Genomic DNA, 18,573 nt, shown 5'->3' with positions numbered 1-18,573 from the left:
AGTCCGTCGCGCTCAGCGCACCGGCGGCGGGCCCTCGATCGGCCGGCCGGCCACCCCGGGCCAGCGCTGCCAGGGGTGCGGGCCGTCCGCCGGGCGGTACTCCACGCCGAGCGCGTCCAGCACCTTCAGGTGTGCCTCCAGCCGGTGCTGGAAGCCGGCGTAGTCGCGCTCGACCGGATCGGTGGGCAGGTCGGACCAGGCGACCTCCGCGAAGGCCACCAACCGGGGGAAGGCCCGGTAGTCGATGTCCCGGGCGCTGTCCATGAACTCGCTCCACAGGTTGGCCTGGGTGCCGATCACGTGCCGGGCGGCGGTCTCGTCCAACTGCCCGGGCACCGGCTCGAAGCGGTACACGTCCTCCAGCGTGCGCACGAAGCCGACCGGGATCGGCTCGTCCGGGCCGTCGGCCTGCCGGTGGTCGAAGTAGACGTGCTGCTCGGGGCACATCACCACGTCGTGCCCGGCCTTGGCCGCGGCGATCCCGCCGCCGAACCCGCGCCAGGAGGAGACGGCGGCGCCCGGGGCGAGCCCGCCCTCCAGGATCTCGTCCCAGCCGATCAGCCGGCGGCCGCGCTCGGCCAGCCAGCGGTCGAAGTGCCGGATCACGAAGCTCTGCAGCTCGTCCTCGTTGGCCAGGCCGAGTTCGCGGATCCGCGCCTGGGCGGCCGCGCTGTCCTTCCACTGCTCCTTGGGGCACTCGTCGCCGCCGAGGTGGATGAACTCGGACGGGAAGAGTTCCAGGACCTCCTCCAGCACGCCCTCGAAGAAGCGCAGGGTCTCCTCGGAGGCGTTGAGCACGTTGTGGCTGACGCCCCAGTCCGTCCAGACGCCGAGCGCCGCGGTGTCCACCACGTCGGTGTTGCCGAGCTCGGGGTAGGCCGCGACGGCGGCCTGGGTGTGCCCGGGCAGGTCGACCTCCGGGACGACGGTGACCCCGCGCGCGGCCGCGTAGGCGACGATCTCGCGCAGGTCGTCCTGGGTGTAGTAGCCGCCGTGCGGGCGGTCGTCGCGGCGCTGGCCGGCCCGGTAGCCGACCATCGAGCGGTCCCGCCAGGCGCCGCGCTCGGTCAGGCCGGGGTAGCGCTTGATCTCCACCCGCCAGCCCTGGTCGTCGGTCAGGTGCAGGTGCAGCACGTTGAGCTTGTGCGCGGCCAGCAGGTCGACGAAGCGCAGCACGTCCGACTTGGGCAGGAAGTGCCGGGCGACGTCGAGCAGCGCACCGCGCCAGCCGAACCGCGGGGCGTCCTCGATGTCCGCGCCGGGCAGCACCCAGCCGGTGCCGCGCAGCGGGGAACGGCGGAAGGCGTCCGGGCCGAGCAGCTGCCGCAGGGTCTGCGCCCCCCACAGCGCACCGGCCGGCCCGCCCGCGGCTATCAGGGCGTGGCCGGGGCGCACCGTGATCCGGTACGCCTCGGCGGCCAGCGCGTCGTCCTGGACCAGTTCGATGCCCGTGCCCGGCCGGCCCGGGCCGAGCGGCAGCCCGGTGGCCGCGGACAGCGCGGTGCGCAGCCACCGCTCGGCGTCGGCCAGCCCGGGCGGCGCGGTCAGCGTGGTGGCGTCGTCGAGGGGGAAGTCCTCGTCCGGGCGGCGGACGGCACTCGAAGGCACGGGAATGAGGTCCATTCCGACATCCTGCCCCCGCCCCGGACGACTGGCATAGACCACTTCGGAAACACGGCACTATGCAAAACGGCGCTGTGCACAACCACACCGTGCGCAACGGCGCCGGGCACCGGCCCGCGGCGGTCGGTGCTACTTGCCGCCGTTGTTGTCGTCGCCGCCCTGCGGCTTGCCGATGCCGTCGTAGATCTCCTTGCACATCGGGCAGACCGGGTACTTCTTCGGGTCGCGCCCGGGCACCCAGACCTTGCCGCAGAGCGCCACCACGGGCGAGCCGGAGAGCGCGCTCTCCATGATCTTGTCCTTCTGGACGTAGTGCGCGAAGCGCTCGTGGTCGCCGTCCCCGTGGGACACCTGGGGGACGGGCTCGACCAGGGTGCCGGTGCCGAGGCCGCGCTCGGGCTCAAGAGTGCTCATAGGTGCCAAGTCTATGGGCGCCCCGCGAAACCCGGCCAGTATCGCGACGGCGGCCCGTACGTCAGTTCAGCGTCGGGTCGTCCGGATAGGTCGCGAGCAGCGCCAGCGGGCCGCGCTGGCGGCGCAGCACCGAGCGCCACAGCCGCTCCGGTTCCGGGCTGGAGATGTCCCCCGGCTCGCAGTCCACCAGGTTCCAGGCGCCGCTCCCCAGCTCCGTCTCCAGCTGGCCCGGCGACCAGCCGGCGTACCCGGCGAAGATCCGCAGCGCGCCCAGCTCGCCGGCCAGCACCTCGGGCGGCGCCTCCAGGTCCACCAGGCCGATCGCGCCGTGCACCCGCCGCCAGCCGAGCGGCTCGCCGGTGCCCGGCTCCCCCGGCGCCACGGCGAGGCCGAGCGCCGAGTCCAGCGCCACCGGTCCGCCCTGGAACACCACGGCGGGCTGCCCGACCAGCCGCCCCCAGCCGTCCAGCACGCTGCCCACCTCGACCGGCGTCGGCCGGTTGAGGACCACACCGAGCGCCCCCTCGACGTCGTGGTCGAGGAGCAGCACCACCGCCCGGGCGAAGTTCGGGTCGGTGAGCAGGGGCGTCGCGACGAGCAGACGGCCGGTGTGGGACCGTCCTGCGTGCGAGTGGGCCGCCGTCATGCCCACATGATCCCGCAGAACGGCCGGGGTCGGACACCTCAACGGTCGAAACCCCGCCACGCCGGACAAACACCCGAACGGCCCCTCCGGCGGGCGGGAGCGAGCCCGGAGAGAGGACCATCACGGGAGAGGCTCACGGGAACCATCGGCACGCCCACTACCATCTACGGATGGTGGACGCCCTTCTACGGTGCCGACTCGGTTTTGCCGGGGGCCCGAGCGCGCCCGTACCAACCGGTCCACCACCGGCTCTCTACCGGAGCCTTCCCACTCCTCTGGCACCCCGGATTGCGAGAACGATGACCGACGACGTCCTGCTGGTCCACGGCGGAAACCCGCTCGAAGGCGAGATCCGCGTCCGCGGTGCGAAGAACCTGGTGCCCAAGGCCATGGTCGCCGCCCTCCTCGGCCAGGGCCCCAGCAGACTGCGCAACGTCCCGGACATCCGCGACGTCAAGGTGGTCCGCGGACTGCTCCAGCTGCACGGGGTCACCGTGCGGACCGGCGACGAGGACGGCGAGCTGATCCTCGACCCGTCGCACGTGGAGAGTGCGAACGTCACCGACATCGACGCGCACGCGGGCTCCTCGCGGATCCCGATCCTGTTCTGCGGCCCGCTGCTGCACCGCCTCGGCCACGCCTTCATCCCGGGCCTGGGCGGCTGCGACATCGGCGGCCGTCCGGTCGACTTCCACTTCGAGGTGCTGCGCCAGTTCGGCGCCACCATCGAGAAGCACCCGCAGGGCACCTACCTGGTCGCCCAGCAGCGCCTGCGCGGCACCAAGATCGAGCTGCCCTACCCCTCGGTCGGCGCGACCGAGCAGGTGCTGCTCACCGCCGTCCTCGCCGAGGGCGTCACCGAGCTGCGCAACGCGGCCATCGAGCCGGAGATCGTCGACCTGATCTGCGTGCTGCAGAAGATGGGCGCGATCATCACCCTGGGCACCGACCGGACCATCCTGATCACCGGCGTCGACGAGCTGGGCGGCTACACCCACCGCGCGCTGCCGGACCGCCTGGAGGCCGCTTCCTGGGCCTGCGCGGCGCTGGCCACCAAGGGCGACATCTACGTCCGCGGCGCCCGCCAGCTGGAGATGATGACCTTCCTGAACACCTTCCGGAAGGTCGGCGGCGCCTTCGAGGTGGAGGACGAGGGCATCCGCTTCTGGCACCCGGGCGGCGAGCTCAAGGCGATCGCCCTGGAGACCGACGTGCACCCGGGCTTCCAGACCGACTGGCAGCAGCCGCTGGTCGTCGCCCTGACCCAGGCCACCGGCCTGTCCATCGTCCACGAGACGGTGTACGAGTCGCGGCTCGGATTCACCGGCGCGCTCAACCAGATGGGTGCACACATCCAGCTGTACCGCGAGTGCCTGGGCGCCACCCCGTGCCGCTTCGGCGCGCGCAACTTCCTGCACTCGGCGGTCGTCTCCGGCCCGTCCAAGCTGATGGGCGCCGAGCTGGTCATCCCCGACCTGCGCGGCGGCTTCTCGTACCTGATCGCGGCGCTGGCGGCCGAGGGCACCTCGACCGTGCACGGCATCGACCTGATCAACCGCGGCTACGAGAACTTCATGGACAAGCTGCGCGACCTCGGCGCCCACGTCGAGCTGCCGTCCGAGCAGCTGGTCGACGCCTGATCCGCAGGGCCCACCGGGCCACGGGCCCACGGGCCCACGACGAGAGGCCGGGCTCCCCAGAAGGGGAGCCCGGCCTCTCGGGCGTTCAAGGGGTGGTTCAGGCGCCCTTGGCGGCTTCCTTCAGCTTGGAGCCGGCGCTCACCTTGGCGCTGTAGCCGGCCGCGATCTGGATCGGCTCACCGGTCTGCGGGTTGCGGGCGGTGCGGGCGGCGCGGTGGGTGCGCTCGAAGGTCAGGAAACCGGGGATGGTGACCTTCTCGTCGCCCTTGGCGACGACCTCGCCGACGATCTCGGCGAAGGCGGCCAGAACGGCGTCGGCGTCCTTGCGGGTCACCTCGGCGCGCTCGGACAGCGCGGCCACCAGCTCACTGCGGTTCATGTGTACTCCTGTGGTCTGTTCGCTTGCGGTGTGCGGGGGCCCATCGGTACTCCCACCGGGGGGCACCCGGATAGGCCGCAGGTCCGCACACTGTGCTCATGCAGGCATTGCGTGGTCGCAGGCCGGGTCCGTACCCGATGCCGCGCGCCGGTGCCGTCGAAGGCCCGTCCGCCTGCCTGGATACGAATCCTGCCCCGACCGGCCCCGAGAAAGCCAATCGGGCCCCGGCCACGACACCCGAACGAACCCCACCCGTTGGAGGTGTGACGCTCCGTCGGCTCCGGCGGACCGGGCCCGGGCGGCGGTCGGGACGACGCGCCGGAAGACCAGGGGGACGTTCCGTACTTGTCGGACACGCCTGCCCCGTGCAGGGCTACCGTACGCCCTAGGCACGACAAGCCCAAACACGCCCCTCGCCCTTGTGTCGCAAGGGTTCGGGGCGGACTCGGGCGGGTAAGGCCGCTATTCGGACATTTGACCGATCAGCGACACGTCGGCCACCTCGCCGGTCAGAGCTTGACGGTGGGGAAGGAGGAGGCGTCGAGCGTGCCGACGATACCCGGGGTCGGACGGGCCGGCTCCGTGCTCTCCTGGACGCCCGCCAGCGCCGCCTCGCGCACCGCCGAGGCGACCGTCTTGGCGACGTCCTTGTGGAAGACGCTCGGGATGATGTAGTTGGCGTTCAGCTCGTCGTCGGCGACGGTGGTGGCCAGCGCCCGGGCGGCGGCGATCATCATCTCGGTGTTGACGGTGCGGCTCTGGGCGTCCAGGAGGCCGCGGAAGACACCCGGGAAGACCAGCACGTTGTTGATCTGGTTGGGGAAGTCGCTGCGGCCGGTGGCGACCACGGCGGCGGTCTGCCGGGCGATGGCCGGGTCGACCTCCGGGTCCGGGTTGGCCAGCGCGAAGACGATCGAGTCCTCGGCCATGGTGGCCAGGTCGTCGCCGTCCAGGACGTTCGGGGCCGAGACGCCGATGAAGACGTCGGCGTCCGCCACGGCCTCCTTGAGGCTGCCCGTGCGGCCCGAGCGGTTGGTGTGCTCGGCGATCCAGCGCAGGCTGTCGTTGAGGTCCTCCCGGCCCTGGTGGACCACACCGCGCACGTCCGCCACGGTGGCGTGCTCGACGCCGGCCGCCAGCAGCAGCTTGAGGATCGCGGTACCGGCGGCGCCGGCGCCCGACATCACCACCCGGATGTCGCCGATCTCCTTGCCGACCACCTTCAGCGCGTTGGTGAGGGCGGCCAGCACCACGATCGCGGTGCCGTGCTGGTCGTCGTGGAAGACCGGGATGTCCAGGGCCTCGCGCAGCCGGGCCTCGATCTCGAAGCAGCGCGGCGCGGAGATGTCCTCCAGGTTGATGCCCGCGAAGCCGGGGGCGATCGCCTTGACGATGGCCACGATCTCGTCGGTGTCCTGGGTGTCCAGGCAGATCGGCCAGGCGTCGATCCCGGCGAAGCGCTTGAACAGGGCCGCCTTGCCCTCCATGACCGGCAGCGCGGCGGCCGGGCCGATGTTGCCCAGGCCCAGCACCGCCGAGCCGTCGGTGACCACGGCGACGCTGTTGCGCTTGATGGTGAGGCGGCGGGCGTCCTCGGGGTTCTCGGCGATCGCCATGCAGACCCGGGCGACGCCCGGGGTGTAGATCATGCTGAGGTCGTCACGGTTGCGGATCGGGAGCTTGGACGACATCTCGATCTTGCCGCCGAGGTGCATCAGGAAGGTGCGGTCCGAGACCTTGCCGATCGACACGCCGTCGATCGCCCGCAGCTTCTCGACGATCTCCTCGCCGTGCGCGACCGAGGAGGCCGCCACCGTCACGTCGATCCGCAGCGCCTCCAGGCCGGAGGCGGTGACGTCGAGACCGGTCACCGAACCGCCGGAGGACTCCACGGCCGTGGTGATCGCACTGACGGCGTTGCCCCGGGCCGGGACCTCCAGCCGCACCGTGATCGAGTTGGAGACACTGGGCACCGTCGCCATCGACGCTTCCTTCTTCCGTCCGTGCGGCAGGTTCAACATTTTGTTGAAGGCATCGCCTGCGCATGCTAGACCTCGATCGTCGCACCTTCCAAGGGGTAGCCAGAAATAACGTTCATTGAGTGTGCGGACCCGACAACTTCTTGCCTCTCCGGGCCGATGCGTTACATTGGACGGGACACCGGCTCGATCCAAGCCCCCGGGCCCAACCTTCGTCCCTTCGAGGGACCACTTGCCGCGAGGCGAGCATGGCGGGTCGGTGTCACTAACGTCTCAAGGCCCCTCACCATCCGGTGAGGGGCCTTCTTCGTCCGGCGGACCGGCCGTCAGCCGTGCAGCAGCGCGGGCACGCCGGCCGCGTCCGGCAGGTCGTCCGGACCGGACAGCACGGTCAGCCGCTGGGTCGCCCGGGTGAGCGCCACGTACAGCACCCGCAGGCCGGCCTCCGACTCGCCGGCGATGCCGGTCGGGTCGGCCACCACGGTCGCGTCGTACTCCAGGCCCTTCGCCTCCAGGCTGCCCAGCACCACCGCCCGCTCGCCCAGGCCCTCGGCCCAGCCGGCCGCCTCGGCCCGGCGGTCCATCGGCACCACGATCGCCACGGTGCCGTCCACCTCGCCCAGCAGCCGCTCCAACTCCGCCCGGGCCGCCGCGCCGAAGGCCTCCGGGGCGGGGTCCACGACGGCCGCGAAGCGCGGCTCGACGCCGACCCGGCGCACCGCGGTCGGCGACGGGGTGCCCGGCGCGGCCAGCGCCAGCACCTTGGCCGCGACCTCGGCGATCTCCGCCGGGTTGCGGTAGTTGACGGTCAGCGTGAAGCGGCGGCGCGGCTTGCCGGACAGCACCTCGTCCAGCGCGGCCTGCGCCTCCTGCGGGAACGGCCAGGAGGACTGCGCCGGGTCGCCGACGATCGTCCAGGTCGCCATCCGGGCCCGGCGGCCGATCATCCGCCACTGCATCGGGGTGAGGTCCTGCGCCTCGTCCACGATCACGTGCGCGTACTCGGTGCGCTCGACGGGGACGCGCTCGCGCTGGCGGGAGCTGCGGTCGGCGAAGGTGGTGACCTCCTCCAGCCCGCTCAGCAGGTCCACCGCGTCCACCTCGCGCACCTTCGGCCGGGCCGCCTCGCCGAGCAGCACCTGGAGCTCGTCCACCAGCGCGACGTCGTGCGCGGACAGCGCGCCCTCCCCGTTCGGGGACAGCCGGCGCCAGGACGCCGCCAGCAGCCTCGCCTCGTCCGGGGAGACGGCGCGGCGGGCGATCCGGTTGATGTGCCGGTGCTGCTTGAGCGTGCCGAGCACCCGGCGCGGGGTCACGGCGGGCCACCAGGCGTCCAGGAAGTCCAGGAACGGCGCCTCGTCCGAGACGTACTCGTCGAAGGACTCCTTCTCCTCCTGGCGCTGCTCGCGGGCGTAGTGGTCGGTCGGCTTCGGCAGGTGCCGGGTGACCTCCTGCCACAGGGCGTCCAGCAGCAGGCGGCGGGCGCGCGGGCGCAGCAGGTTCAGCGGGGTGCCGCCGGAGCCGATCACGTTGCCGCGCACGGCCTTGAGCCGGCCCGCGTCCAGCTTGAGCACCTCGCCGCGGGCGACCACCTTCAGCTCCTGCGGCGCGCCCAGCTCCAGCGCGGCCCGGGCGGCCCGGCGCAGCAGCTGGACCATCCGGCCCGAGCCCTTGACCCGGGCCGCCTCCGGGCTGTCGTAGGTGCCCGCCTCGATGCCGTCCACCAGCGAGCCGACCGCGCGGATGGCGACCTGCCCCTCCTCGCCGAGCGAGGGCAGCACGCCCTCGGTGTAGGAGACCAGCAGCGGGGTCGGCGAGACCACCAGGATGCCCCCGGCGTAGCGGCGGCGGTCCTGGTACAGCAGGTACGCGGCGCGATGCAGGGCCACGGCGGTCTTGCCGGTGCCCGGGCCGCCGGTGACGAGCGTGGCGCCGGCGGCGGCCGCCCGGATCACCTCGTCCTGCTCCTTCTGGATGGAGGAGACGATGTCGCGCATCGAGTGGCTGCGGGCGCGGCCGAGCGAGGCCATCAGCGCGCCGTCACCGACCACCGCCAGCTCCCGGCCGTTCAGGGTCGGGGTGAGGTCGGGACGCAGCAGGTCGTCCTCGACGCCGATCACCCGGCGCCCCTTGGACCGGATCACCCGGCGGCGGACCACCCGGCCCGGCTCGACCGGGGTGGCGCGGTAGAACGGCGCGGCGGCGGGCGCCCGCCAGTCGATCACCAGCGGACCGTACTCGGCGTCCAGCACGCCGAGACGGCCGATGTGCAGGGTCTCGGCGACGGCCGGGTCGGCCGGGTCGAGCGGCGTGTCGGAGGGGATGCCGTGTTCCTCCGGGGCGTCCGCCCGCTGGAGGTCGATCCGGCCGAACAGGAAGTCCTCGAACTCGTTGTTCAGGCGCTGGAGGTGGGCGCCGGCCCGGTAGACCTGGGCGTCGCGCTCGGCGAGCGCGCCGGGGGTGCCGACGTGGACCCGCTTGGCGGCGTCCTCCAGGATGTACTCGGCCTCGGCGAGTTTCTCCTCCAGCCGGCGGTAGACGGTGTCGAGGTGCTGCTGCTCACCGGCGATCTCGCGCTCGCGCACGGTCTCGCGGTCGGTGGCGGCGGTGGTGTCCGTGTTGCTCTGCATGGCCTCGGTGGTAGCGGCGGAATCCGGCTCCGGAAAACGAGCGGACGGATGATCCTACGCCCCAACCGGGGTAAACGTGAAGGCCGCCCACCGCAAAGCGGTGGGCGGCCTTCACTGTCAACATGGGGTGGTGGAGATGCCGGGAATCGAACCCGGGTCCAGTGGAGTTAATTCAGGGCTTCTCCGAGCGCAGTCCGCTGTGATTTTCTCGGCCCTGGCAGTCACACGGACAAGCCGCCAACAGGCCCAGCTGCTGTTTGATTTCCCATCCACCCTCGCAGCCCGGGTGGACGGTTGAGTTCCCTAGATTATGCCAGGGTCCGGGTCGGGAACTCCCCGGTCTGACACCCAAGCGCTATCGGTGCTTATTAGGCAGCGAGAGCGAACTGCTGGGAATCGCGCTTAGAGTTGGCGATTATTTTTTTGCGACACGTGGTTAACGAGATCATTGCCGCGTTCCTCGGCTCGCTTCCCCTGTTTCAACATCCCCTGTCGAAACCGATCATCCCCATGTTTTGTTGAGAAACAGCCGGACGGTGACCGTCCGTGTTGCTGCCGCCATAGTACGCGAGGCGGCGGGTGAGGGTCCAGCGGATTAACGCTGGCGCCGCCGGGCGGCCGCCACCGCACGGGCCGTCTCGCGGGTGTCCTGCTTCTCGCGCAGCGTCTGCCGCTTGTCGTACAGCTTCTTGCCGACCGCGAGCGCCAGTTCGAGCTTCACCCGGCCGTCCTTGAAGTACAGCGAGAGCGGGACGAGCGTGTGGCCCGCGTCGCGGACCGTGCTCTCGATCTTGCGGATCTCCAGCCGGTGCAGCAGCAGCTTGCGCTTGCGCCGGGCCGCGTGGTTGGTCCACGTCCCCTGGGTGTACTCGGGGATGAACACGTTGTCGATCCAGGCCTCGTGGTTCTGGATGTAGGCGTAGCCGTCGACCAGGTTGGCCCGCCCCTCGCGCAGTGACTTCACCTCCGTACCGGTGAGCACGAGGCCGCACTCGTAGGTGTCGAGGATCGTGTACTCGTGTCGCGCCTTCTTGTTCTGCGCGATCAGCTTCTGTCCGGTTTCCTTTGCCATAGCGCGGCCATTCTCGCACTTCGGCCGGTTCGGGGCAGCCCCTTTAGGCCCGGGTGCCGAGCCCGGCCAGCACCCGCAGGGCGAGCGCGTCGGCGTCCTCGCCGGCCGCCGCCGGGACGTCCGGGGTCAGGCCGGTGCCCTCCGGGGAGCGGCCGGCCGGGGTGTAGTAGCGGCCGACGGTCAGCTCCAGCACGGCGCCGTCGGCGAGCCGGCTGGGCTGCTGGACGGTGCCCTTGCCGAAGGTCCGGGAGCCCACCACCACGGCGCGGCTGCGGTCCTGGAGCGCGCCGGCGAGCAGTTCGGCGGCGCTCATCGTGCCGCCGTCGACCAGCACCACCAGCGGGGTGCGCTGGTCGCCCCCGGGCGGGGCGGTCAACTCCCGGGTCTCGCCGCGCTCCTGGTACGAGCCGACCGGGCCGCCGTCGAGGAAGATCCCGGCGGTGCCGGCGGCCTCCTCGACCAACCCGCCCGAGTTGCCGCGCAGATCGAGCACCACACCGGCGTGCGGGGCGCGCAGCGCGGCGCGCACCTGATCGGTCACGCCGCTGGTGAAGGCCCGCACGGCGATCCGCAGCACGCCCTTCTCCAACTGCTCGGCGGTGACCTGCCGGCTGTCCAACAGGGCCCGCCGCAGCCGCAGTTCGCGGACCTCGCCGGCACCGCGCCGCACGGTGAGGGTGACCTCGGAGCCCACCCCGCGCTCGCCGTCGCGCCCGCGCAGCCGGGCCACCACCTCGGTGACCGGCAGGTGGTCGGCCTGGTCCTGGTCGATCCGCAGCAGCCGGTCGCCGGCCTCGATCCCGGCCGTGGCGGCGGGCCCTGCGGGCGCGACCTGGGAGATCGCGGTGACGCCGTCCTGGCCGCGGCCGACCGAGAGCCCGACGCCCAGGTAGCGGCCGTCCAGTCCCTGGCTGAACGCGGCGTACTCCTGGGCGCTGTAGTAGGCGCCCCAGCGGTCGCCGTTGGCCCCGAGCAGGTGCTCGGCCTGCTGCTCGGACAAGGCGGTGCCGGCCGGGTCCGCCGGGAGGCCCGGGGCGGCGCCCGCGACCGGGGCGGCACCGGCGGCCGGGGCGGCACCGGCGGCCGGGCGCCGCGGCGGGTCGCCCCAGGCGCCGGTGGCGGCCCCGGCGATCAGCACGACGCCGAACACCAGGCTGAGGGTGGCCACCTGACGTGCCCTGCGCGGAGTTTCCAGCATGGCACCGGAGTGTAGACACCGCGTCGGGCCCGACGGGCCGCAACGGCGGGCGAAACGGCGGCGGCCCCGGACGGCGCAGTGCCGTCCGGGGCCGCCGGGGCCGGGGATGGTCAGACCTTGAGGTACTTGCGCAGGGTGAAGAACGCCGCCACGCCGGCCATGCCCATACCGACCACGATCAGCAGCGGTATCACCGCGAGCACCGAGCCGAGGCCGATGAAGTGGATGAACTGCACCCGGTCGGCCAGCCAGTTCTGGACGAAGAAGTGCCCGCCGACCAGCAGTCCGGAGGCCATGGCCGCGCCGAGCAGCGCGGAGAACGCGGCCTCGGCGATGAACGGCATCTGGACGTAGAAGTTCGAGGCACCGACCAGGCGCATGATGCCGGTTTCGCGCCGCCTGCTGTACGCCGACACCCGGACGGTGTTGACGATCAGCAGCAGGGCGACGAACAGCATCAGCACCATGATCACGAAGGCCGCCGTCTGGAGGCCGTTGAGCAGGCCGAACAGGTTCTCCAGGATCTTCCGCTGGTCCTCCACCGACTTGACGCCGGGTTTGCCGGCGAAGGCGCTCTGGATGACGTCGTACTTGGTCGGGTCGTTCAGCTTGACCCGCCAGGACTGCGGCATCGCGTCCGGGCCCAGGACGGAGATGAGCGGGTTGTCCGGGTTCATCTCCTTCCAGTGCTTGTACGCCTCGGCGGAGCTCTCGAAGGTCGACGACTGGACCACCGAGTCCATCTTGTCCAGCTGGGCCTTGATGTCCTGCACCTGCTGGTCGGTGGCCGCACCCTTGTCGCACTGCGGCGAGTTGCGCGCGTCCGACTTGGTGCAGAAGTAGATGCTCACCTCGACCTTGTCGTACCAGTACCCCTTCATGGAGTTCACCTGGTCACGGACCAGGAGCGAGGAACCGGCCAGGGCGAGGGAGAGCGCGACACTGACCACGACCGCGATGGTCATCGTCAGGTTGCGGCGGAGACCCACACCGATCTCCGACAGGACGAACTGGGCACGCATGCGGGTAACAACTCCAGGGTCGGTACTGCTGGTCTGGCGACGCGGGCGGACGGCCCTACGGGTTCAGCGCCGGCTGCGCCGGTCGGTCAGTGCTGGTATCCGTAGACGCCGCGGGCCTGGTCGCGGACGAGCAGCCCCTTGTCGAGCTCGATGACGCGCTTGCGCATCTGGTCGACGATGGCCTGGTCGTGGGTGGCCATCAGCACCGTGGTGCCGGTGCGGTTGATGCGGTCGAGCAGCTTCATGATGCCGACCGAGTTCTGCGGGTCGAGGTTGCCGGTGGGCTCATCCGCGATCAGCAGCATCGGACGGTTCACGAACGCGCGGGCGATCGCCACGCGCTGCTGCTCACCGCCGGAGAGCTCGCCCGGCATGCGGTCCTCCTTGCCGCCGAGGCCGACCAGCTCCAGCACCTCGGGCACCACCTTGTTGATGGCGCTCTTGGGCTTGCCGATCACTTCGAGGGCGAAGGCGACGTTCTGCGCCACCGTCTTGTTGGGCAGCAGGCGGAAGTCCTGGAAGACGGTGCCCAGCTGGCGGCGCATGTGCGGCACCTTCCAGTTGGACAGCTTGCCGAGGTCCTTGCCCAGCACGTGCACCTCGCCCGTGGAGGGGCGCTCCTCGCGCAGGCACAGGCGCAGGAAGGTGGACTTGCCCGAGCCGGACGAGCCGACCAGGAAGACGAACTCGCCCTTCTCGATCTCCAGCGAGACGTTGTCCAGGGCGGGACGGTTCTGCTTGGGATAGGTCTTGGAGACGTTGTCGAATCTGATCACGGCTGCATCACGGAGGCCATCCTAGGCGGCGCCAGTCCTCGGTCGATCCACCCCGGGCGCCCGGCCCTGGGGCGGGTGGCGGGAGCGGAAAGGGCCGCTCCCGGTCTGGGACCATACGCGAATCGGCGGTCGGCGTGCAGGGCCCGCCCAGGACAGCCGTCGGAATCTGGGGGAGAATGTCTGGTTATGCCCCGAAAATTGGGAGGCATCTCACAGCCCGGGAGCCGGAACGGTCAGAACCTGGCAGAGTGGAGGTGGCGTCCCCGTGTTCGGGCGCTCCCCCGCACAGGGCAAGAAGAGGAACCAAAGCCCCGTCCGGTGCGTTGGCTGTAGCAGCGAGGAGGAGATCGCATGACCTGCGACCATCTGGTGTGCGCCAACTGCAACGGCCGCGTGAGTGACGGGCGCTGCGCGGTCTGCCGCGCCAACCGGGCCCGGCTGCAGGAGCAGCAGGGTCCGTTCGCGGCGCTCTCCCCCGCGATGCTGCTGGCCCTGCTGGCCGGTCTGCTCGCGGTGGCGCTGATCGCCCGGCAGGCACTGGCCTGAACCCACCGAGGCACACGAAAGGGCCCCCGACCACTGCGGTCGGGGGCCCTGTTTCGTCCGTCGGCGCCTACTGCGCGGCGGTCTCGCGCTGCTTGCGCCAGCGGATGCCGGCCTCGATGAAGCCGTCGATGTCGCCGTCCAGCACGCCCTGCGGGTTGCCGACCTCGTACTCCGTCCGGACGTCCTTGACCATCTGGTACGGGTGCAGCACGTAGGAGCGCATCTGGTTGCCCCAGGAGCTGCCGCTGTCCTTGAGCGCGTCCATCGCCGCCCGCTCCTCCTGGCGGCGCCGCTCCAGCAGCTTCGCCTGGAGGACGTTCATCGCGGACGCCTTGTTCTGGATCTGCGAGCGCTCGTTCTGGCAGGAGACCACGACACCGGTCGGGAGGTGCGTGATGCGCACCGCCGAGTCGGTGGTGTTGACGCCCTGGCCGCCGGGGCCGGAGGCGCGGTAGACGTCGATCCGCAGGTCGCCCTCGTCGATGTCGACGTGGTCGGACTGCTCGACGACCGGGAGCACCTCGACACCGGCGAAGGAGGTCTGCCGGCGGCCCTGGTTGTCGAAGGGCGAGATGCGGACCAGGCGGTGGGTGCCCTGCTCGACCGACAGGGTGCCGTAGGCGTACGGCGCCTTGACCGTGAAGGTCGCGGACTTGATGCCGGCCTCTTCGGCGTACGAGGTGTCGTACACCTCGGTGGGGTACCCGTGCCGCTCGGCCCAGCGCAGGTACATGCGCATCAGCTGCTCGGCGAAGTCGGCGGCGTCGACGCCACCGGCCTCGGCACGGATGTTGATCAGCGCCTCGCGGGCGTCGTACTCGCCGGACAGGAGGGTGCGGACCTCCAGCTCCTCGACCGCCTTCTGGAGGGAGACGAGTTCGGACTCGGCCTCGACCCGGGTGTCCGCGTCGTCCTCGGCCTCGGCCAGCTCGAACAGCACGCCCAGGTCGTCGATACGGCTGCGCAGGCCCTCGACCTTGCGCAGTTCGCCCTGGAGGAAGGAGAGCCGGCTGGTCACCTTCTGCGCGTTCGCGATGTCGTCCCACAGGTCGGGGGCGCCTGCCGCCTCCTCCAGGACAGCGATGTCGGCCCGGATCTTGTCCAGGTCGAGGACGGCCTCGATCGACCCCATGGTCGATTCGAGGTTCTTGAGCTCTTCGGAAGGATCGACGGCTGCCACGCCCCCAGGGTAATGGTTCCGGGGGTGGTCATGACGACACCGGGGTCCTCCGGCTCTCGCGGTACCCGCCCGACGGCCCTCTACGGCGCCCGCGGGGCCGTGCCGGACACCGTCGGGCCGGCCGGGTGGCCGGCGTCCGGGGCGGTGGCCGCGAAGGCCGTCCAGGCCGCGGCGGCGCCCGCCAGCAGCAGGACGGTGGCCAGCAGGACGGCCAGCAGCCGGCGGCGGCGCAGCAGCGCCTGCCGGTCCCGGCGGTGCCCGGTGCCCGGGGCGGTGCGCTGGGCACGGGACTCCGCGGCGTACGCGGCCAGCTCGTCCGCGGAGGGGCGGCGCAGGCTGGTGTGGGTGTCCCGGGTGGAGTCGGGGGCGACGCCGGGCACCAGCGGGACGGCCGGGCCCCGGCGGCGCTTGTGGATGCCCGGGCCGGCGTCCACCTCGGCGTACACGGCCTCACCGGGGGTCAGCGCCTCCTCCGCCGGGGCGCGGCCCTGGGAGGGGACGGCCAGCACCGGCAGGCCGGCCAGCGAGGGCAGCTGCTCGCGCAGCCGGGCGGCCAGCTCGGCGGCCCGCAGCCGGGAGGCCGGGGCCTTGGCCAGGCACTCGGAGATGATCCGCCACAGCCCGTCCGGCAGGCCCGGGATCGGCGGCACCTGCTCGGTGACGTGCCGGCGCAGCACCGCGCCGGTGTGGCCGCCGCCGAACGGGGTGAACCCGGCCAGCAGCTCGTACAGCACGGTGGCGAGGGCGTAGATGTCGACGGCTGCGCGCGGCTCCAGGCCCTCGATGATCTCCGGGGCGAGGTAGTCGGGGGTGCCGATGATCCGGGTGGCCCGGGTGCGGCGCGGGGCGTCGACCAGGCGGGCCACGCCGAAGTCGGTGAGCTTGGCGCGCGGGGCGCCGCCGGGGCCCGGGGCGGCGGCGAGGTCGAGCAGGACGTTCTCCGGCTTGACGTCGCGGTGGACGATGCCGGCGGCGTGCGCGGCGGCCAGGCCGTCGGCGACGTCCGCGATGACCGAGGCGGCGGTCTGCGGCGGGAGCGCGCCGTCACGCTCCAGCCGGGAGCGCAGGTCGGTGCCCTGGACCAGCTCCATCACCAGGGCGAGGTCGCTGCCGTCCACGACCATGTCGCGCACGCCGACCACCCGGGGGTGGTCGAGGCTGGTCAGCGCGGCGCGCTCCTGGACGAAGCGGCCGACCAGCACCTGGTCGGCGGCCAGGTCCTCGCGCAGCAGCTTGACCGCCACCGGGCCGTCGGGCCCCTCACCGAGCCAGACCGTCCCGGCCGAACCCCGGCCGATCACCTGGTGGACGGTGTACCGGCTGCCGATCTTGCGTGCCAATGCTGCTCCGTGGGCGGCGCGGGAGCGCGCCCGGGGGTCCGGTGCGCTCGATGGGGCGGGACAACAGCGACCAACCTACGCGCCCCGGCGCCCCGCGCGGGCCGCCCGAGGGCCCTGGGCGGGCAGTCTCGGGCGAGAAATCTTATGAATTGTCGACAAAGCGTCAATCCCGCCGCGCGGGCCCGGCCCTGGACCGGGCGGCCCCGCGCGGCCTGGCCCGGCGTCAGTTCTTCGAGCTGCCGAACAGGGCGTCCGCCCAGTCGCGCACGGTGTTGAACCAGCCCTGGACGTTGTCCCAGTAGTGCGGCAGCGACGTGAAGTTCCACAGCGCCACCCCGGCCACCACCAGCACCACCAGTACCATCAGGCACCCCTTGAGGCAGCCGAGCCCGGGGATGTACATCCGGTTGCGGCTGCGCGGGCGCCGCTCGCGCGGCGGGGCGGGCTCGCGGCGGTCCTGCTCGCGCGGCTCCTCCCGACGCGGCGGGGGCTCGCGGTGCTGCGGGGGCTCGCGGTGCTGCGGGGATTCGCGGCGCTGCGGCGGCTCGGCCCGGCGCGGGACCGGGGTGGGCGGGGGCGGCGGCGGGTAGCCGCCCTGCGACTGCCCGTACGCGGCCGGAGCCGGCCGGTAGCCGCCGGGCGGCTGCGGGCGTCCACCGGGCCCGGACTGCGGCTGACCGCCGTGACCGGTCTGCCCGGCCTGGTAGCCCTGGCCGCCCTGGTACGGCGGCGGGGCCACCGGCGGCCGCTGGGCGTACCCGGGCGGCGGCGGGCCCTGGCGCCGCTGGTCGGGGTGGTAGCCGGCCGGCGGCTGCGGTTGCTGGTAGCCCGGGCGGCCGCCCGGCCCGGCCTGGAAGGGCCGCGGGGCGACCTGCGGGTCCTCGAAGTCCTCCGGGCCGAAGTAGCCGACCTGGGTCTGCTGGTTGCGGTCCCGGGCCGCCCGCAGCTGCGTCTGCCACGGGTGCGGCGTCTCCTCCCCCGGAGCGCCCGGAGCGCCCGGCGGGGGCGGCGGCACGGCGGTGGGCGGCATCACCTGGGTGCGGTCCGGGGCCCCGAACGGCGGGGCGGGCGGCGGCTGGGTGCCCATCACCCGGGTCGCCGCGGCCGGGTCGTACTGCGCGGCCGGGTCGTACTGCGGGGCCGGCGGGGCGGCCGGAGCCGCCGGCGACAGGCCGGGGACGCCCGCGGCTGCGCTCGGGACGGAGGTCGGGCGCGGGTCCGGCAGCAGCAGCGAGCCGACCGCGAGCGCCTCGTCCACCGCCGCCGGGGAGGCGTGCACCCCGACGCCGGCCGCCACCACCCGCAGCGCGCCGGCCAGCGAGGTCGCGGACGGCCGCTGCGCCGGGTCCTTGCGCAGGCAGCGCTCGATCACCGTCCACAGCGGCTCGGGCATGGTGCTGGGCCGCTGCGGCTCCTGCGCCAGGTGGGCGTGGAGGAGCGCGATCGCGCTGTCGCCCTGGAACGGCTGGCGGCCGGTGACCAGCTCGTACAGCATGATCCCGGCGCCGTAGACGTCCACCGCGGAAGTCTGCGGGCGGCCCTCGGCGGACTCCGGCGCGATGTAGGCGGGGGTGCCGACGAACTCGTGGGTGCGGGTGATGCCCGGGGAGTCGGCGAGGCGGGCGATGCCGAAGTCGGTCAGCATCGGGTGCATCTGCTCGGTGCCGTCCAGCACCGTGGAGGCGAGCAGCACGTTGGCCGGCTTGAGGTCGCGGTGGACGATCCCGTCCTCGTGGCTGGCCGCCAGCGCGTCCGCGACCTGGGCCATCAGCAGGGCGCCGGCGATCGGGCTGAACGGGCCGTTGGAACGCAGGTAGCGGGCCAGGTCGGGGCCGTCGATCAGGTCCATCACCAGGGCCAGCAGCTCGCCCTCGACCACGAGGTCGCGGACCCGGACGATGTTCGGATGGGTCAGTCGCAGCAGCAGCGAGCGCTCGCGCAGGAAGCGCATCACGACGTCCGGGTCGGCCGCCAGTTCCTCGCGCAGCACCTTGATCGCCACCAGCTGCCCGGGCTCGCTGCCGGGCACCTGGACGTCGGGGCGCACCCGGCCGCGCCAGACCGTCCCGGTGGCACCCCGTCCGAGAGTCTCCTCAAGCAGATACTTGCTGCCGACTGGCCGCACCTG

Annotated in this window: 15 protein-coding genes and 1 other RNA gene; 2 read left to right on the top strand and 14 right to left on the bottom strand. The window is 72.4% G+C overall.

The annotated features are described in order from the left end of the window. Window positions 1–12: 12 nt before the first annotated feature. The 3 genes from ACIO9K_RS19890 to ACIO9K_RS19880 form a co-directional block, all read right to left on the bottom strand. Window positions 13–1,623, bottom strand: coding sequence for a beta-N-acetylhexosaminidase (locus ACIO9K_RS19890; RefSeq protein WP_400331453.1), 1,611 nt, complete (start codon window positions 1,621–1,623; stop codon window positions 13–15). Between the two features lie 129 nt (window positions 1,624–1,752). Beyond that, window positions 1,753–2,037, bottom strand: coding sequence for a DUF3039 domain-containing protein (locus ACIO9K_RS19885; RefSeq protein ID WP_063349181.1), 285 nt, complete (start codon window positions 2,035–2,037; stop codon window positions 1,753–1,755). Window positions 2,038–2,098: 61 nt separating this feature from the next. Continuing rightward, the gene (locus ACIO9K_RS19880; RefSeq protein ID WP_400331450.1) at window positions 2,099–2,683 is read right to left on the bottom strand and encodes a YqgE/AlgH family protein; all 585 of its coding nucleotides are present in this window, start codon (window positions 2,681–2,683) and stop codon (window positions 2,099–2,101) included. A gap of 299 nt (window positions 2,684–2,982) precedes the next feature. On the opposite strand from ACIO9K_RS19880, the gene murA reads away from it, so the two are divergent. Beyond that, entirely contained in the window at window positions 2,983–4,323 is a 1,341-nt protein-coding gene (murA, locus tag ACIO9K_RS19875; protein WP_363620112.1) for a UDP-N-acetylglucosamine 1-carboxyvinyltransferase, read from the top strand. Window positions 4,324–4,420: 97 nt separating this feature from the next. On the opposite strand, the gene ACIO9K_RS19870 is transcribed toward murA, so the two are convergent. The 8 genes from ACIO9K_RS19870 to ftsE all read right to left on the bottom strand — a co-directional run bounded on the left by ACIO9K_RS19870 (window position 4,421) and on the right by ftsE (window position 13,379). Next, window positions 4,421–4,702, bottom strand: coding sequence for an HU family DNA-binding protein (locus tag ACIO9K_RS19870; protein WP_030059737.1), 282 nt, complete (start codon window positions 4,700–4,702; stop codon window positions 4,421–4,423). Between the two features lie 509 nt (window positions 4,703–5,211). Then, complete coding sequence (locus ACIO9K_RS19865) at window positions 5,212–6,684, bottom strand: NAD-dependent malic enzyme (protein WP_363620114.1); 1,473 nt, start codon at window positions 6,682–6,684, stop codon at window positions 5,212–5,214. Window positions 6,685–7,007: 323 nt separating this feature from the next. Then, the gene (locus tag ACIO9K_RS19860) at window positions 7,008–9,311 is read right to left on the bottom strand and encodes a UvrD-helicase domain-containing protein (RefSeq protein ID WP_363620116.1); all 2,304 of its coding nucleotides are present in this window, start codon (window positions 9,309–9,311) and stop codon (window positions 7,008–7,010) included. A gap of 128 nt (window positions 9,312–9,439) precedes the next feature. After that, window positions 9,440–9,821: a transfer-messenger RNA gene (gene ssrA / locus ACIO9K_RS19855) on the bottom strand. Window positions 9,822–9,906: 85 nt separating this feature from the next. Continuing rightward, window positions 9,907–10,383 (bottom strand): SsrA-binding protein SmpB, encoded by a 477-nt coding sequence (smpB, locus tag ACIO9K_RS19850; protein WP_350881115.1) that lies wholly within the window; start codon window positions 10,381–10,383, stop codon window positions 9,907–9,909. A 43-nt stretch (window positions 10,384–10,426) separates the two neighbouring features. Further along, window positions 10,427–11,581: a S41 family peptidase gene (locus tag ACIO9K_RS19845; protein WP_400331444.1), complete on the bottom strand. Its 1,155-nt coding sequence runs from the start codon at window positions 11,579–11,581 to the stop codon at window positions 10,427–10,429. A gap of 110 nt (window positions 11,582–11,691) precedes the next feature. After that, entirely contained in the window at window positions 11,692–12,603 is a 912-nt protein-coding gene (gene ftsX / locus ACIO9K_RS19840) for a permease-like cell division protein FtsX (protein ID WP_350881111.1), read from the bottom strand. 86 nt (window positions 12,604–12,689) lie between these two features. After that, complete coding sequence (ftsE, locus tag ACIO9K_RS19835) at window positions 12,690–13,379, bottom strand: cell division ATP-binding protein FtsE (protein ID WP_063349173.1); 690 nt, start codon at window positions 13,377–13,379, stop codon at window positions 12,690–12,692. Window positions 13,380–13,730: 351 nt separating this feature from the next. Between ftsE and ACIO9K_RS19830 the strand changes: the two genes are divergently transcribed. Next, a complete protein-coding gene (locus ACIO9K_RS19830) occupies window positions 13,731–13,925 on the top strand; it encodes a hypothetical protein (protein WP_363370334.1) in 195 nt (64 codons plus the stop codon). 67 nt (window positions 13,926–13,992) lie between these two features. Here the strand turns inward: ACIO9K_RS19830 and prfB are convergent, their stop codons facing one another. The 3 genes from prfB to ACIO9K_RS19815 form a co-directional block, all read right to left on the bottom strand. Next, window positions 13,993–15,105, bottom strand: a complete 1,113-nt coding sequence (prfB, locus tag ACIO9K_RS19825) for a peptide chain release factor 2 (protein WP_363620120.1) — start codon at window positions 15,103–15,105, stop codon at window positions 13,993–13,995. Window positions 15,106–15,185: 80 nt separating this feature from the next. Further along, window positions 15,186–16,445 (bottom strand): serine/threonine-protein kinase, encoded by a 1,260-nt coding sequence (locus tag ACIO9K_RS19820; RefSeq protein WP_363620122.1) that lies wholly within the window; start codon window positions 16,443–16,445, stop codon window positions 15,186–15,188. A 223-nt stretch (window positions 16,446–16,668) separates the two neighbouring features. Continuing rightward, window positions 16,669–18,570: a protein kinase gene (locus ACIO9K_RS19815; protein ID WP_400331439.1), complete on the bottom strand. Its 1,902-nt coding sequence runs from the start codon at window positions 18,568–18,570 to the stop codon at window positions 16,669–16,671. Window positions 18,571–18,573 lie beyond the last annotated feature (3 nt).

This window comes from Kitasatospora sp. NPDC087271 (assembly GCF_044744605.1).
GTDB lineage: Bacteria > Actinomycetota > Actinomycetes > Streptomycetales > Streptomycetaceae > Kitasatospora.
The sequence above is the reverse complement of the archived record's forward strand: the minus strand, read 5'-3'. Positions and strand labels throughout refer to the sequence as shown.

What these genes read in the sequence shown, in the direction of transcription:
- smpB (WP_350881115.1), bottom strand. Translation starts at nt 10,383, where the DNA reads ATGGCAAAGGAAACCGGACAGAAGCTGATCGCGCAGAACAAGAAGGCG.
- ACIO9K_RS19890 (WP_400331453.1), bottom strand. Translation starts at nt 1,623, where the DNA reads ATGGACCTCATTCCCGTGCCTTCGAGTGCCGTCCGCCGCCCGGACGAG.
- ACIO9K_RS19830 (WP_363370334.1), top strand. Translation starts at nt 13,731, where the DNA reads ATGACCTGCGACCATCTGGTGTGCGCCAACTGCAACGGCCGCGTGAGT.
- ACIO9K_RS19860 (WP_363620116.1), bottom strand. Translation starts at nt 9,311, where the DNA reads ATGCAGAGCAACACGGACACCACCGCCGCCACCGACCGCGAGACCGTG.
- ACIO9K_RS19865 (WP_363620114.1), bottom strand. Translation starts at nt 6,684, where the DNA reads ATGGCGACGGTGCCCAGTGTCTCCAACTCGATCACGGTGCGGCTGGAG.
- ACIO9K_RS19880 (WP_400331450.1), bottom strand. Translation starts at nt 2,683, where the DNA reads ATGACGGCGGCCCACTCGCACGCAGGACGGTCCCACACCGGCCGTCTG.
- ACIO9K_RS19885 (WP_063349181.1), bottom strand. Translation starts at nt 2,037, where the DNA reads ATGAGCACTCTTGAGCCCGAGCGCGGCCTCGGCACCGGCACCCTGGTC.
- ftsX (WP_350881111.1), bottom strand. Translation starts at nt 12,603, where the DNA reads ATGCGTGCCCAGTTCGTCCTGTCGGAGATCGGTGTGGGTCTCCGCCGC.
- ACIO9K_RS19870 (WP_030059737.1), bottom strand. Translation starts at nt 4,702, where the DNA reads ATGAACCGCAGTGAGCTGGTGGCCGCGCTGTCCGAGCGCGCCGAGGTG.
- ACIO9K_RS19845 (WP_400331444.1), bottom strand. Translation starts at nt 11,581, where the DNA reads ATGCTGGAAACTCCGCGCAGGGCACGTCAGGTGGCCACCCTCAGCCTG.
- murA (WP_363620112.1), top strand. Translation starts at nt 2,983, where the DNA reads ATGACCGACGACGTCCTGCTGGTCCACGGCGGAAACCCGCTCGAAGGC.